This window comes from Labrys sp. WJW, assembly GCF_001676615.1.
Lineage (GTDB): Bacteria > Pseudomonadota > Alphaproteobacteria > Rhizobiales > Labraceae > Labrys > Labrys sedimenti.
The window spans coordinates 1-13690 of sequence record NZ_LYXZ01000034.1; the positions used below are offsets into that span (position 1 = coordinate 1).

General features: G+C 63.2%; 13 protein-coding genes. 9 read left to right on the plus strand and 4 right to left on the minus strand.

Annotation, left to right across the window (positions count from 1 at the left end; all coding sequences use genetic code 11):
• Positions 1-975 (plus strand): caspase family protein (locus BA190_RS20080; RefSeq protein WP_156771609.1); only part of this gene is annotated, 975 nt, incomplete at its 5' end.
• 10 nt (positions 976-985) lie between these two features.
• Here BA190_RS20080 and BA190_RS20085 read toward each other — a convergent pair.
• The 3 genes from BA190_RS20085 to BA190_RS36040 form a co-directional block, all read right to left on the minus strand.
• Positions 986-2392: an MATE family efflux transporter gene (locus tag BA190_RS20085; protein ID WP_068291313.1), complete on the minus strand. Its 1407-nt coding sequence runs from the start codon at positions 2390-2392 to the stop codon at positions 986-988.
• Between the two features lie 112 nt (positions 2393-2504).
• A complete protein-coding gene (locus BA190_RS20090) occupies positions 2505-3758 on the minus strand; it encodes an MFS transporter (RefSeq protein WP_068291315.1) in 1254 nt (417 codons plus the stop codon).
• Positions 3759-4120: 362 nt separating this feature from the next.
• Complete coding sequence (locus BA190_RS36040) at positions 4121-4291, minus strand: hypothetical protein (protein ID WP_156771610.1); 171 nt, start codon at positions 4289-4291, stop codon at positions 4121-4123.
• A 416-nt stretch (positions 4292-4707) separates the two neighbouring features.
• On the opposite strand from BA190_RS36040, the gene BA190_RS20095 reads away from it, so the two are divergent.
• Together BA190_RS20095 and BA190_RS20100 are read left to right on the plus strand one after the other, a co-directional pair.
• Positions 4708-5727, plus strand: coding sequence for a ribonuclease T2 (locus tag BA190_RS20095; RefSeq protein WP_068291316.1), 1020 nt, complete (start codon positions 4708-4710; stop codon positions 5725-5727).
• 9 nt (positions 5728-5736) lie between these two features.
• Positions 5737-6393: a DUF2161 domain-containing phosphodiesterase gene (locus BA190_RS20100; RefSeq protein ID WP_068291318.1), complete on the plus strand. Its 657-nt coding sequence runs from the start codon at positions 5737-5739 to the stop codon at positions 6391-6393.
• Between the two features lie 24 nt (positions 6394-6417).
• Here the strand turns inward: BA190_RS20100 and BA190_RS20105 are convergent, their stop codons facing one another.
• Positions 6418-7575 carry a diphosphate--fructose-6-phosphate 1-phosphotransferase gene (locus BA190_RS20105; protein WP_068291320.1) on the minus strand — a complete coding sequence of 386 codons (1158 nt, stop codon included), beginning with the start codon at positions 7573-7575 and terminating at the stop codon, positions 6418-6420.
• A gap of 650 nt (positions 7576-8225) precedes the next feature.
• Between BA190_RS20105 and ugpB the strand changes: the two genes are divergently transcribed.
• From ugpB to BA190_RS20135, 6 genes are all read left to right on the plus strand, one after another.
• Complete coding sequence (gene ugpB, locus BA190_RS20110) at positions 8226-9536, plus strand: sn-glycerol-3-phosphate ABC transporter substrate-binding protein UgpB (RefSeq protein WP_068291322.1); 1311 nt, start codon at positions 8226-8228, stop codon at positions 9534-9536.
• Positions 9537-9811: 275 nt separating this feature from the next.
• Complete coding sequence (ugpA, locus tag BA190_RS20115) at positions 9812-10693, plus strand: sn-glycerol-3-phosphate ABC transporter permease UgpA (protein WP_068291323.1); 882 nt, start codon at positions 9812-9814, stop codon at positions 10691-10693.
• A gap of 36 nt (positions 10694-10729) precedes the next feature.
• Positions 10730-11578 (plus strand): sn-glycerol-3-phosphate ABC transporter permease UgpE, encoded by an 849-nt coding sequence (gene ugpE / locus BA190_RS20120; protein ID WP_068291325.1) that lies wholly within the window; start codon positions 10730-10732, stop codon positions 11576-11578.
• A gap of 7 nt (positions 11579-11585) precedes the next feature.
• A complete protein-coding gene (gene ugpC, locus BA190_RS20125) occupies positions 11586-12641 on the plus strand; it encodes a sn-glycerol-3-phosphate ABC transporter ATP-binding protein UgpC (RefSeq protein ID WP_068291327.1) in 1056 nt (351 codons plus the stop codon).
• A gap of 79 nt (positions 12642-12720) precedes the next feature.
• Positions 12721-13131 (plus strand): hypothetical protein, encoded by a 411-nt coding sequence (locus BA190_RS20130; protein ID WP_068291329.1) that lies wholly within the window; start codon positions 12721-12723, stop codon positions 13129-13131.
• 143 nt (positions 13132-13274) lie between these two features.
• Complete coding sequence (locus tag BA190_RS20135; protein ID WP_068291331.1) at positions 13275-13688, plus strand: VOC family protein; 414 nt, start codon at positions 13275-13277, stop codon at positions 13686-13688.
• Positions 13689-13690: the final 2 nt, after the last annotated feature.

The window sequence follows — 13690 nt, forward strand, 5'->3', positions numbered from 1 at the left end:
GACGCCTCCTCGGCCAAGGGCACGCTGATCGCTTTTTCGACGGCGCCGGGCTCGGTGGCGCAGGACGGCAGCGGGCGCAACTCGCCCTTCACCACGGCACTGCTCGCCCATATGGAGACGCCCGGCCTCGACATCCGCCAGATGTTCGGCCAGGTCAGGGCCGATGTCGACCAGTCGACCCAGGGCGGCCAGACCCCCTGGGTGAACGAGGCCATCATCGGTTCCTTCGCCATGGCCGGCAAGGCGGAGAACGTGCAGCCGGTCAAGGCGGCTGGCACGACGACCTCAGTGCCGGTCGATCAGCCGGCGACGCAGGGCGCGACCGACATTGCCCCGGCCGTGACGACAGGCGGCGACAACCAGACCGGGGCCGCGCCGCAGCAAAATGCGGCCCTCGACTTTGCGGTCCCGGACAGGACCGTTCCCGCGTCCGTGTCGCCGAGCTTTCCTTGCAATGGCCGCCTCAATCCCACCGAAAATGCCATCTGCCAGGATGGCGGTCTCGCCAGCCTCGACCAGACGCTGTCATCCGCCTATGGCGTGATCAACGCCGCCCTGCCGAAGGATCTGCAGGCCAAGCTGAAGGCGAACCAGACGGCGTGGCGCGCCCAGCGCGACGAGTGCGGCGCTGATGCCGCCTGCATCGGTGTGAGCTACCGGCAGCGTCTCGCCTTCCTGAAGGGTCTGGTCGACAAGGCGGCCGGCACGCCCTCCGTGTCGCCGAGTTTCCCCTGCGGCGGACGCCTCAATCCGAGCGAGCGTGCCATCTGCCAGAGCGATACGCTGGCGCGGCTCGACCTTGCTCTCGACGGCGTGTTCAAGGCCCGGTTCAGGGGCCTGGCGAAGGCCGACCAAGTCGCCCTGTCGGCCAGCCAAACGGCCTGGCGTAGCAATCGCGACCGCTGCGGCGCAACGGCCAGCTGCATTGAGGCCGCCTATCGGCAAAGGCTGAACTACTTCCAGTCCCTGCAATAGGCGGCCGCGGTCACGTCGCCGGCTTGAGGCGGTCCCGCCGCAGCCAGCGCAGGGTCATCAGCACGGCGACGGCTGTCAGCCCGCTTACCAGGCCGGCCCAGATCCCGGCGCCGCCCCAGCCGAAATGGAAGCCGAGCAGGATGCCGAGCGGCAGCCCCGCCACCCAATAGCCGATGGCGGCGAACAGCATCGGGATCACCGTGTCGTGCAGGCCGCGCAACATGCCGGCAGCCACGACCTGGGCCCCGTCGGTGATCTGGAACAGGCCGGCAAAGATCAGGAACAGGCTGGCCCTGGCCACCACGTCGGCGTTGACCGGATCGGCAAGATCGATGAACCGGCCGATCAGCAGGTGCGGTGCGATCAGCATGAAGGCCGCTGCCGCGCACATGAAGCCGACACCGAGGACATAGGCCGTCCAGCCGGATCGGCTGATCGCGTGCTGGTCGCCGGCGCCATAGGCGAGGCCGACCCGTACCGTTGCCGCCTGGCCGAGACCGAGCGGCACCATGAAGCTGATCGAGGCGATCTGGATGGCGATGCCATGGGCCGCCAGGTCCGTCTCGCCGATGCGCCCCATCAGGAACGCCGCGGCATTGAAGACGGTGACCTCGAAGGCGAGCGTGACGGCGATGGGCACACCCAGCCGGAAGATCTGCCAGAGCCGTTCCCAATCGGGGCGCCACAGGTTCTGGAACAGTTGATAGTGGCGGAACGGCCGGCTGAAGGCCAGGAAAGCGGCAAGCAGCAGGAAGAAGATCCAGGTCGCGATCGTGGTCGCGATGCCCGGGCCCGACACGCCGAGGGCGGGCAGGCCGAGATGGCCGAAGGTGAGGCCCCAGGCCAGCACGGCGTTGATGATAATGCCGGCAAGCGCGCTCCACATGGCCGCGCGGGGCTGTCCCATGGCGGCCGCTGCCGAACGCAGGGCGATGTAGCCGACAAAGGCCGGCAGCGACCAGGCAAGACCGCCGAGATATTGTGAGGCATGCCTGGCGATCTCGGGATTCTGCCCGAGTTGCAGCATGATCCATTCGCCGTTCATCAGGCAGGCGAGGCCCGGGATCGAGACGATCAGCGATGTCCACAATCCCTGCTGCACGGTCCGGCGGATATCGCGGCCGCTGCCGTCACCGGCACCCAAGGCGCTGGCCACCATCGGTGCCACCGCCGTCACCACGCCCAATCCGATGATGGCAAAGAAAAAGAACAGGTTGTTGGCCAGAGTCACGGCGGCGATCGCCTGCGACCCCAATTCACCGACGAGGATGAGATTGGTGGTGGTCAGCGCCAGCTCGACCAGATTGGTCAGAATGAGGGGCCAGGCCAGGATTAGGGTTTCGAGTGCTTCCCGGCTCCAGCTCTGGTGACCACCGAGGCTCTTTTGCGAGCCTGCCGGCGGAAATACCGTAGCCATTTGGTCGTTTCCATTGGTTATTTGAAATTGGAGCGGGGGCCGCGCCCTCATTGGTGCGCAGCCCCCGTTCGGCCTCAGAAACGTTGGGATGGAAAGGCGAGGTGCCGCCTTTCTATTTGAACACTTCCTTCACCGCTTCGACGGGCTGCGGCTTTGGTCGTTCGATATTGGGCAGGAAAATCGTCAGCAGCCCGATCATCGGCAGGAAGGAGCAAACCTTGTAGACGAACTCGATGCTGGTCTTATCGGCGAGAACGCCGAGGGCGGCCGCACCCACCCCGCCCATACCGAAGGCGAGGCCGAAGAAGAGCCCCGCGATCATGCCGGTCTTGCCCGGCACCAGCTCCTGCGCGAACACCACGATGGCGGAGAAGGCGGAGGACAGGATGAAGCCGATGATCACCGCCAGGACCGGGGTCCAGGTCAGATTGGCATAGGGCAGGGCCAGGCTGAAGGGCAGCACGCCGAGGATCGAGACCCAGATCACATATTTGCGCCCGATGCGGTCGCCGATCGGTCCACCGAGCAGCGTACCGGCGGCCGCGGCGAACAGGAAGATGAAGAGCTGCATCTGCACGGCTTCGGGCGACAGGCCGAAACGGTCCTCGAGATAGAGGGTGTAGTAGCTCGACAACGAGGCCATGTAGAAGAATTTGGAGAAGACCAACGCCAGCAGCACCGCCAGCGAAGCGATGACGCGGCCGCGCGACAACGAGGCCACCGCCGACACGGTCCTGGTCTTGATGCCGGCCGTATGACGGCGATAGGCGGCATACCAGTTGCCGACATTCCACAGGATGAACATGGCGAGCAGGGCGATCACCGAGAAGATGGCGATCGAATGCTGGCCATAGGGCAGGACGATGAAGGCGGCGAGCAACGGCCCGATCGAGGTGCCGAGATTGCCGCCGACCTGGAAGACCGACTGTGCCAGGCCGGTCTTGCCGCCGGAAGCCATGCGCGCGACGCGTGACGATTCGGGATGGAAGACCGAGGAGCCGGTGCCGACCAGCATGGCGGCGATCAGGACTGTGGCGTAATTTTGGGCATAAGCGAGCAGGACCAGGCCGATCAGGCTGAGGCCCATGCCGACGGTGAGCGAATAGGGCAGGGGGCGGCGGTCGGTATAGAGGCCGACGAAAGGCTGCAGCAGCGATGCCGTGAGCTGGAAGGCCAGCGTGATCAGGCCGATCTGCGTATAGCTGAGGGCGTAATTGTCACGCAGCATCGGATAGATCGAGGGAATCAGCGACTGGATGGTGTCGTTGAGGCAATGCGAGACGCTGATCGCCATCAGGATCGAATAGGCCGTGCGCTCGGGGCTGAAGGCACCTGAGGGGGGCAGGGTGGCTGCTTTGGCGTCCATACGTCATTGCTAGACCCGCGGCGGCACGCGGGGTGCAAACGCGGACTATCCCTTTGTTGCGGCACGAAAAATCGGCATCTTGGCGCACGCCAAGGCCGATCGGGCCTGGTTCCGCTGGGCTATGCGGGTGATGGGAAGAGATGCGGGAGCCGCCCGCTAAACCGTTTTAGCCGAATGTCGCCAATCGGGAAATATCGAGACGCATCGTCATCTATAAATCTTCGTGATGATATTCATCACGCTGACGCGATGAAAAGAAGGTCGTGACGGCAAGGGGCGGAAAATAAAATCGCGATCCGGGCTGGCCAGGATCGCGATCGGACTGTCGGGCGGGCATGGCAGGCCCGAAGCTCGAGAAGAGCTCAGATCGGCTCGTTCTCGGCGCTGGCGACGCGGTCGATATGGCCGCGATACATACCCAGATCCAGCATGTCGCGATAGCTCAGTTCGCGGCGCACGGTCGCGAGGCGACGGCGGTTACGATAGGCTACGAGGCGGGCGGAGAGGGCGTTGATGATGGCGACGGTCGTCACGGGAGTGGTTCCAGAAAAAGCGCTACGTTTACTGCGCTGCATATATAGGCAAATCGCGGCAAAATTTGTGCAGAATCGCACGCGCAAAGTCGTATGCCCGGCATGCTATTTTTGCATGGTTTAGAGGAAGTTACCGGCCGATGCGCGGGCTGGAATACCCGATGCTCGCATGGCTTGCCGGGATGGAGGCCAGGTCGGCTCATGTTGCAATGCAGCATGGCGAGGTAGGTTTCTGTTCAGCCCTGTGCTTTATTCCTTGCTCGGCGAGAGTGATCGGGAGCGATATGGCCCGGCGCAAAAGCGTTTGTGGGTTGAATCAAACGCCTCGAATCGCAAACACGCGTCGAACCAACGAGTTCGAGCAGAGATGCGTTTTCACCAAAACGTGCCTTGCTCAGGTGGACCGGGAGAATTGCATGCGCAAGAGCTGGCTGGCGGCCTTGGCCGTTTCGACTTTGATGCCCTTCATGCCGGCCAAGGCCGAGGAGACGATGAAGGGAATCTTCACGGCACGGGAGGCCTGCCCGGCCCTCCAGTCGATCCGCAAGCAGACCAATCCCGGTGATATCAAATTGGCGCCTGGACAGGATTATCGGCTGCTTGCCGGCAACAAGCCCGATCCGACCTTCTATCGCGTCCAGGTGGAGGATGCTCAGCCGGCGCAGCGCTGGGTGCCCGTCTCCTGCGGCGAGGTCAAGGCGGGCGATGGTGGCACCGCTGTCGCGCCGGGTGCGGGCAAGCCTGGCCCGGCCAAATCCGATGCGGCAATCTCGGCCGGCGAGGCTTCCTATGTCTTCGCCATCAGCTGGCAGGCGGCGTTCTGCGAGGGGCTGCCGGACAAGACCGAGTGCAGGACGCAAACCACCGATCGCTATGATGCGAGCCACTTCACACTGCACGGGCTCTGGCCGCAGCCGCGCGGCAATGCCTATTGCGGCGTGGCGCGGCGCGATGTCGAGGCTGACAAGGCGCATCGCTGGGAGGACCTGCCGGAGCCCCAGCTCGAGCCGGCAACGCGCACGGCCCTGGAGAAAGCCATGCCCGGCACCGCCTCCTTCCTCGATCGACACGAATGGATCGAGCATGGCACCTGCTTCTTCGAGAAATCGGCCGATGCCTATTTCCGCCGCTCGGTGGCGTTGATCGGGGAGATCAATGCCTCGCCCGTCCAGAAGCTGTTCGCCGATAATGTCGGCAAGGAGATCGACACCAGCCAGATTCGCAGCGCCTTCGACCAGGGCTTCGGTGCGGGGGCCGGCGAGCGGGTGCGCTTTGCCTGCAAGCGCGACGGCAGCCGCAGCATCATCGTGGAGATGACCATCGGCCTGCGCGGCGAGGTCAAGGACGGTGCCAAGCTGGCCGACCTGATCGCCGCCGCCTCGCCGACGGATCAGGGCTGCAAGGCCGGTATCGTCGATCCTGTCGGACTGCAGTGAGGGCCGGCCGTGGAGACGGAGCTCTATCTGCCGGTCAAAGCCTTCCTGGAGTCGCTTGGTTTTGCGGTGAAAGGCGAGATCGGCGGCTGCGACGTCCTGGCCCTGCGCGAAGGCGAGCCGCCGGTGGCGGTGATCTGCGAGCTCAAGCAGAGTTTCAACCTGGAACTGGTGCTGCAGGGCGTCGACAGGGCCGGGGCCTGTGACGAGATCTGGCTTGCGGCCCGTCTCTCCCTACGCGGCAAGGGGCGCGAGAGCGATGCGCGTTTCCGCAATCTCTGCCGCCGTCTCGGCTTCGGATTGCTGGGGGTGTCCGGTAGCGGCCAGGTGCAGATCATCGTCACGCCCGAGGCGCCGTTCCCGCGCCGCGATCCCAAGCGCCGTTCCCGCCTGTTGAGAGAGCACCGCAAGCGCCAAGGCGATCCTGTCGTCGGCGGCTCGAACCGTGCGCCGCAGATGACGGCCTATCGCCAGCAGGCGCTGGCCTGTGCCGCTGCGCTGGTGGTGGCGCCGCTGCGCCGGCGGGATCTCGCCAAGACCGTGCCCGACGCTCCGAAGATCCTGCAGGGCAATGTCTATGGCTGGTTCGAGCGGGTCGAGAAAGGCATTTACGGCCTGACGCCCGCGGGCAGGGAGGCCCTGGAGCGTTGGCCGCAGGCCTGCCCTTGACGAAACAAGGGGCGGCCCCGCCTCTTACACGAAGGGCGTGAAGATGTCGGGGCGCGGCGGCAGCAGGCGGCGGAAATAGGCCCGGCCTTCCTCCGAGACGGCATTTGCACCCGTGAAGAAACTATCGGGCATGTGACGGGTGCGCCCGGCGACCTGGTCGAGGGCGACGATGCGCGGGGAGGTGTGCTTGCCGTCATAGTGCAGCACCACCGACCCTGAACCGGTAAAGGCGCTTTGGGCCGCGAAGGCGCCGGCCTCGAAGGCTTCCTTGGCATCGGTCTCGTCGATGATGCCGAGATAGCCGCGCGGCAGATAGCCCAGCGTGTCGACACGGGCACGTGCCTTGGGGAAGCGCTGCTTCAGGGCCTTCTGGATCTCGATGCCGAGATCGCCGCCGGTGAGTTGCACATTGCCATGGGCGTCGCGCTCGACCGCGCCGGCGGCGAGTGCCTCGGCGAGGGGACGGCCGGTCTCGTCCTGCACGCCTTCCGACATCGAGACGATGCAGCGGCCGACACGGGTGTAGACCATGTCGACGTCATTGAGGAACTGCTCGACCGAGAAGGGCTTTTCGGGCGTGTAGATCAGATGGGGCGCGTCCTCCGGCGCCTGCTGCCAGCCGGCAGCCGCGGCGCTGAGGAAGCCCGCATGCCGGCCCATGACGATGGCGACATAAATGCCCGGCATCGCCCGGAAATCGAGATCCATGCTGACGAAGGCATTGGCGACGAAAGCGGCGGCCGAGATGAAGCCCGGCACATGGTCGTTCTCCATCAGGTCGTTGTCGATCGTCTTGGGGGCGTGCACGAAGCTGCAGGAACCGGTCGACTGCTGGCGCAGGAGATCGAGCGTGCCGGCCGTGTCATTGCCGCCGATATAGATGAAGCCGCGGGCATCGAGCTTTTCCAGCGCCTGCAGGATGGTCTGGCAATAGGCTGGATCTGGCTTGTCCCGCGTCGAGCCGAGGCCCGAATTCGGGGTGCGGGCCAGGCGCTCGAGATCGCCTTCCGAAAGCGCGGTGAGGTCGACGAGATCGCCTTGCGTCAGGCCCCGCACGCCGTGGCGGGCGCCGAGGATGCGCAGTGACGGGTCGTGCCGGCGGGCGGCGATGATCGCGCCGCAGAGTGTCTGATTGATCACGGCGGTCGGGCCGCCTCCTTGAGCGATGACAATCGACGACATGGAGCCTCCCTGGCAATATGGTTTCCAGTTGCTTAGCCCTGAAACCGCCGGCCGGCAACGAGCGACTTGGGCGAGGGAGCATGACGCACGGCTGCCCCTGCACATGAAGGCGGCGACGCTTCATTCGGGGGCAAGGGGGTCAAGACGCCCGGCTTCCATCGGCATGCCGGTAGGCCTTGCACCGTGGTGGGGGCTTCAGGCTTTTCGTGCTTCGGCTCTCTTTCGGCCTGCCATGGGGCGCTCCGGACCGACTGCGAAGATGCCGTGATGTCGCCGATATGCCAATGGGTTGGGAGCGCGGCGCTCGGTATCGAAACCGCCAGCGGGTTTTACAGGGGGAAGCGCTCCATCGGCTGTCGGTTCGATGGGATTCAGGCCTTGACAATACAGGTCTGCAATGGAATGAAATTTCTATAATTAAAAAAAATGATCTATTAATCTCATCCGCAGGATTGAAAGAAATCCATGGTGGTTTCGCTACGTCGGGATTGGGGCAATGCACCGAAGCGAACGCAGGGAGAAGCCGAGGATAAACCCTGCAACATATTACCTGTCATATTTGCTTCATTTCTTCGTCATTGAGGCGCAACCAGTGAAGTCTTAAACGACGCCGTCCTTTTAAGAAGCGGCGCATCCTGAGGGAGTATGTGATGAAGTTGAGCGTTCTGGCTTCGGCCGTGGTTCTTCTGGCCAGTGTATCGACCGGGGCTCTCGCGGCCACCGATATCCAGTGGTGGCATGCGATGACGGGGGCCAACAACGACCGCATCGTCAAGCTGGCCAATGATTTCAATGCCAGCCAGAGCGACTATCGGATCGTTCCCGCCTACAAGGGTTCCTATCCCGATACGATGAATGCCGGCATTGCCGCGTTCCGGGCCGGCAATGCGCCCGATATCCTGCAGGTCTTCGAAGTCGGCACCGCCACCATGATGGCGGCCAAGGGCGCGATCAAGCCAGTCTACCAGCTGATGAAGGATGCGGGCGAACCCTTCGACCAAAAGTCCTACCTGCCTGCCGTCACCGGTTATTATTCCAATGCCAAGGGCGAGATGCTGTCCTTTCCCTTCAACTCCTCGACCATGGTGATGTGGGTCAACGAGGATGCGCTGAAGAAGGCCAATCTGACGGCGGCACCCAAGACCTGGCCGGAGGCTTTCGAGGCGGCGAAGAAGCTGAAGGCAGCCGGTTACGCCACCTGCGGCATTTCCACGGCCTGGACCACCTGGGCCAATATCGAGGAGCTGTCGGCCTGGCACAACGTGCCGCTGTCGACCAAGGCCAACGGCTTGGATGGCTTCGATACCGAATTGAAGTTCAACAATCCGGTGGTGGTGAAGCATCTGGAAAACCTGGTCGAGGCCCAGAAGGACAAGACGTTCGACTATTCCGGCCGTACCAATCAGGGCGAGGGACGCTTCACCTCGGGCGAATGCCCGCTCTTCCTGACGTCGTCGGCCTTCCTGGGCAACGTCAAGGCCAACGCCAAGTTCAAATATTCGGTGGCGCCGATGCCCTATTATCCCGATGTCCAGGACGCACCGCAGAACTCGATCATCGGTGGCGCTTCGCTGTGGGTGATGGGTGGCAAGTCGGACGAATCCTATAAGGGCATCGCCAAGTTCCTGACCTATCTGTCGAAGCCCGAAGTGCAGGCCTGGTGGGCCCAGGAGACCGGCTATCTGCCGATCACCCCGGCCGCCTACGAGCTCTCCAAGAAGCAGGGCTTCTATGCCAAGGATCCCAACAGCGAAGTCGCCGTGCTGGAGTTGACCAACAAGGCGCCGACGGAGAATTCCCGCGGGCTGCGCCTGGGCAACCTTGCCCAGATCCGCGATGTCTGGGCCGAAGAAATCGAGCAAGCCCTGGCCGGCAAGAAAACCGCGCAGGCCGCGATGGACGATGCCGTCCGCCGGGGCGATGCGATCCTGAAGACCTTCGCCCGCACGGCGGGGCGATAAAGGCCGCGTAAAAGCCTTCTCCGCGTAGCGGGGAAGGTGGCCCGGCGAAGCCGGGTCGGATAGGGTGTGGCAGTCAGTGCGTCGAACGCGACTGGATTGCACAATCGTCGTGCCGGCCTTCACGGCAGGCCGCGTTGCTCGCCACACCCCACCCGTCATTTCTCTGAAATGAACGGTGACATCTTCGTATCGAAGATGTCACCGCCTTTCCCCGCAAGGGGAGAAGGCACCCGCACCCTTCCAGCTTGACTGAATTGCATAGTCCGGAAGCATCCATGGAAAAACGCTCCGTCTTCTCCGGCAAGACCCTGCCCTGGCTGCTGCTGGCGCCGCAATTGGCGATCACGCTCATCTTTTTCTACTGGCCGGTGCTGCAGGCGATCCGGCAATCCTTCTTCATCGAGGATAGTTTCGGCACCACCTCCGAATTCGTCGGGTTCGAGAACTATCAGCTGCTGTTCCAGCAACCGGAATATTACAAGGCCGTCGGCGTCACCCTGGTGTTTGCCGGCCTGGTCTCGGTGCTGTCGCTCGGCCTTGCCTTGATCCTGGCCGTTCAGGCGGACAAGAAGATCAAGGGCGCCTCCTTCTATCGCACCATGCTGGTGTGGCCCTATGCCGTGGCGCCGGCGGTGGCGGGCGTGCTCTGGCTCTTCATGTTCCAGCCCTCGCTCGGCCTGGTGGCCCGTGGCCTCAAGCAACTCGGCCTGCCCTGGGATCCCCTGCTCAACGGCAATCACGCCATGATCCTGGTGGTGCTGGCGGCAACCTGGAAGCAGATCTCCTACAACTTCCTGTTCTTCCTGGCGGGGCTGCAATCGATCCCCAAATCGCTGATCGAGGCGGCGGCCATCGACGGTGCCCGGCCGGCGCGGCGCTTCTGGACCATCATCCTACCGATGTTGTCGCCCACGACCTTCTTCCTGCTCGTCATCAATATCGTCTACGTCTTCTTCGACACGTTCGGCATCATCGATGCGGTGACGCATGGCGGCCCGGCCGGGGAGACCATCACCATGGTATTCAAGGTCTACAATGACGGCCAGAGCGGCGGCGATCTCGGCGGCTCGGCGGCGCAGTCGGTGATCCTGCTGATCATGGTGATCGCCATGACCACCCTGCAGTTCCGTTTCATCGAGAAGAAGGTGACCTATTGATGGCCTGTTCCTCGTTGTTGTCGGGAGGAACGGCTCATGGTTGAGAACCGCCGTTTCGGAAACCTCCTGCCCCACGCCATTCTGATCCTGGGGGTGCTGATCCTGGCCTTCCCGGTGTGGCTGGCCTTCGTGGCCTCCACCCATGACGCCACCACCATCATCAACGGCCAGATCGGCGTGCTGCCCGGCCCGGACCTGATCAAGAACTACAGCCAGACCCTGTTTCACGGCACGGAAGGGGCCACGCGCGAACCGGTGCTCACCATGCTGACCACCAGCCTGATCATGGCGGTGGCGATCGCGGTGGGCAAGATCGTGATCTCGCTGATCTCGGCCTTCGCCATCGTCTATTTCCGCTTCCGCTTCCGCATGTTCGCCTTCTGGCTGATCTTCATCACGCTGATGCTGCCGGTGGAGGTGCGCATCTATCCCACCTACAAGATCGTTTCCGACCTGCATCTGCTCGATACCTATGCCGGCCTGACCCTGCCGCTGATCGCCTCGGCGACGGCGACCTTGCTGTTCCGCCAGTTCTTCATGACCATTCCGGACGAGTTGCTGGAGGCTTCCAAGATCGATGGGGCCGGTCCCTTGAAATTCTTCAAGGACACCGTGCTGCCGCTCTCCATCACCTCGATCGCGGCGATGTTCGTGATCCAGTTCATCTATGGCTGGAACCAGTATTTGTGGCCTTTGCTGATCACTACCCAGGATTCGATGCAGACCATCGTCATCGGCATCCGCAAGATGATCACCACCCAGGACGCCCTGACCGAATGGCAGATCGCCATGGCGACGGCGATCCTCGCCATGCTGCCACCGGTGGTGGTCGTCGTCGTCATGCAGAAGCTCTTCGTCAAGGGCCTGGTCGAGACCGAGAAGTGAGTAACCGATGGCGAAAGTCGTTCTGAACAACGTCAAGAAGATCTACGACAACGGCTATGAGGCGGTGAAGGGGGTGAGCTTCACCGTGCCGGATGGCGGCTTTTGCGTGCTGGTCGGGCCCTCCGGCTGCGGCAAGTCGACCCTGCTGCGCATGGTGGCGGGGCTGGAGCGCATTTCGTCGGGCGATATCCATATCGGTGAGCGTCGCGTCAACGAGATCGAGCCGATGGACCGGGACATCGCCATGGTGTTCCAGAACTATGCGCTCTATCCGCATATGTCGGTCTACGACAACATGGCCTATGGCCTGCGCAACCGGAAGACCGCCGAGGGCGAGATCGGCCAGCGGGTGAAGGAAGCGGCCCGCATCCTCGAGCTCAGCGACGACATGCTCAAGCGCAAGCCGCGCCAGCTTTCCGGCGGCCAGCGCCAGCGCGTGGCGATGGGCCGGGCCATCGTGCGCCAACCCGCCGCCTTCCTGTTCGACGAGCCGCTTTCCAATCTCGACGCCAAGCTGCGTGTACAGATGCGCGGCGAGATCAAGCAATTGCAGCAGCGCCTCGGCACCACCTCGATCTATGTCACCCATGACCAGCTCGAGGCGATGACCCTGGCGGATGTGCTGGTAGTGCTGAATGGCGGCGTGATCGAACAGATCGGCGCGCCGCTGGAGATCTACCGCAACCCCGCCTCGACCTTCGTGGCCGGTTTCATCGGCTCGCCGGCCATGAACGTCCTGAAAGCGCGGGGGGAGGGCAATACGCTCATTCTCGGGCAGACGCGCCTGACCTTGCCGGGGCAGGTTCCGGGCGAGGTCCTGGTCGGGCTGCGCGCGGAGGACCTGCAGCCGGTCTCCACCCCGACGCCGGGCAGCCTGGCCGTGAAGCTGCGCTATGTCGAGGAACTCGGTGCGCATCGCCTCGTCCATGGCGACATCGACGGGCAGCCTCTGGTCGTTTCCCTGGCCATGGAGCATGCCATCGGCGATGATATGCATTTTACTGTCGAGCCGGCCGGAATTCATCTTTTCGACAAGTCAACCCAATTGAGAATCCCGGATTGAATAGCGTATAGCTGCCGTCGGTGACTGGTGAACGCTGGCACTATAGTCGGTTTGCTCGTGCAATTCGGATAATTATCCAATGGATAAAGTAAAGAAGTTACTTCTCGGCATCGCCGTCGGCGTCGCCGCAATGCCGTCCTTCGCCTTCGCCGGATCCAAACAGATCACCGTGCCGCGCGGCAAGGCGTCAGCCGTGCTGGCCCTGGGGGTCTTCGGTGCCGGTACCTGCGAATCCTATCCCGTCAAGGATGTGCGCATCGCTTCGGGCCCCGCACATGGCGCCACCCAGATCTTCACGGTCGCGACCAAGCTCGGCAAGGAGGCCGGCGTCTGTGCCGGCACGGCCTATAAGGCGCCCGTCGTCGTCTACAGGCCTGCCGGCTCTTTCACCGGCGTCGATCATCTGACCGTGAACTGGATGACGCCGTCGCACACGGACAATGTGCGCATGGTGCCCAACACGATGGAGATCGAGATCACGGTGAAGTAGTGTCGTGGAGCAAAGTGCACTTTCACCAAAGCCGCACTTTGCTCCAGCGCCTAGTTTGAGAGGTTTTCCTAATCGAAAAGCCTGCCGATTGTTCTGGAAAACGCTTCTTGGGGGGATCCTTCCAGCCCAAGCCGGAGTGTCGCATGCCCAAGCTCGACCGCATCCTGGAAACCGCCATCTATGTCGACGACCTCGACCGCGCCGCGCATTTTTACGAGACGGTGCTGCAGCTCGCGCCCTTGCTGAAGATCGACCGGCTCTATGCCTATGATGTCGGCGGCGCCAGTGTCCTGCTCGTCTTCAAGCGCGGCGCCTCCGATCACGACATGACTTCGGCGATCGGTACCATACCGGGGCATGATGCCAGCGGCCGCATCCATATCGCCTTTGCCGTCGGTGCCGCGGAACTGGCGGATTGGGAGGCGCGCCTGGCCGCGCATGCCGTCTTGGTGGAAGGCCGCACGCATTGGCCGGCCGGCGGTGATAGTGTCTATTTCCGCGATCCCGATGGTCATATGCTGGAACTGGCCACGCCGGGCCTTTGGAGAACCTATTGATA

Excerpts from the sequence above, each read along its gene's own strand:
- ugpB (WP_068291322.1), top strand. The coding sequence starts at position 8,226 with ATGAAGTTGAGCGTTCTGGCTTCGGCCGTGGTTCTTCTGGCCAGTGTA.
- BA190_RS20135 (WP_068291331.1), top strand. The coding sequence starts at position 13,275 with ATGCCCAAGCTCGACCGCATCCTGGAAACCGCCATCTATGTCGACGAC.
- ugpC (WP_068291327.1), top strand. The coding sequence starts at position 11,586 with ATGGCGAAAGTCGTTCTGAACAACGTCAAGAAGATCTACGACAACGGC.
- ugpE (WP_068291325.1), top strand. The coding sequence starts at position 10,730 with ATGGTTGAGAACCGCCGTTTCGGAAACCTCCTGCCCCACGCCATTCTG.
- BA190_RS20105 (WP_068291320.1), bottom strand. The coding sequence starts at position 7,575 with ATGTCGTCGATTGTCATCGCTCAAGGAGGCGGCCCGACCGCCGTGATC.
- ugpA (WP_068291323.1), top strand. The coding sequence starts at position 9,812 with ATGGAAAAACGCTCCGTCTTCTCCGGCAAGACCCTGCCCTGGCTGCTG.
- BA190_RS20090 (WP_068291315.1), bottom strand. The coding sequence starts at position 3,758 with ATGGACGCCAAAGCAGCCACCCTGCCCCCCTCAGGTGCCTTCAGCCCC.
- BA190_RS20130 (WP_068291329.1), top strand. The coding sequence starts at position 12,721 with ATGGATAAAGTAAAGAAGTTACTTCTCGGCATCGCCGTCGGCGTCGCC.
- BA190_RS20095 (WP_068291316.1), top strand. The coding sequence starts at position 4,708 with ATGCGCAAGAGCTGGCTGGCGGCCTTGGCCGTTTCGACTTTGATGCCC.
- BA190_RS20085 (WP_068291313.1), bottom strand. The coding sequence starts at position 2,392 with ATGGCTACGGTATTTCCGCCGGCAGGCTCGCAAAAGAGCCTCGGTGGT.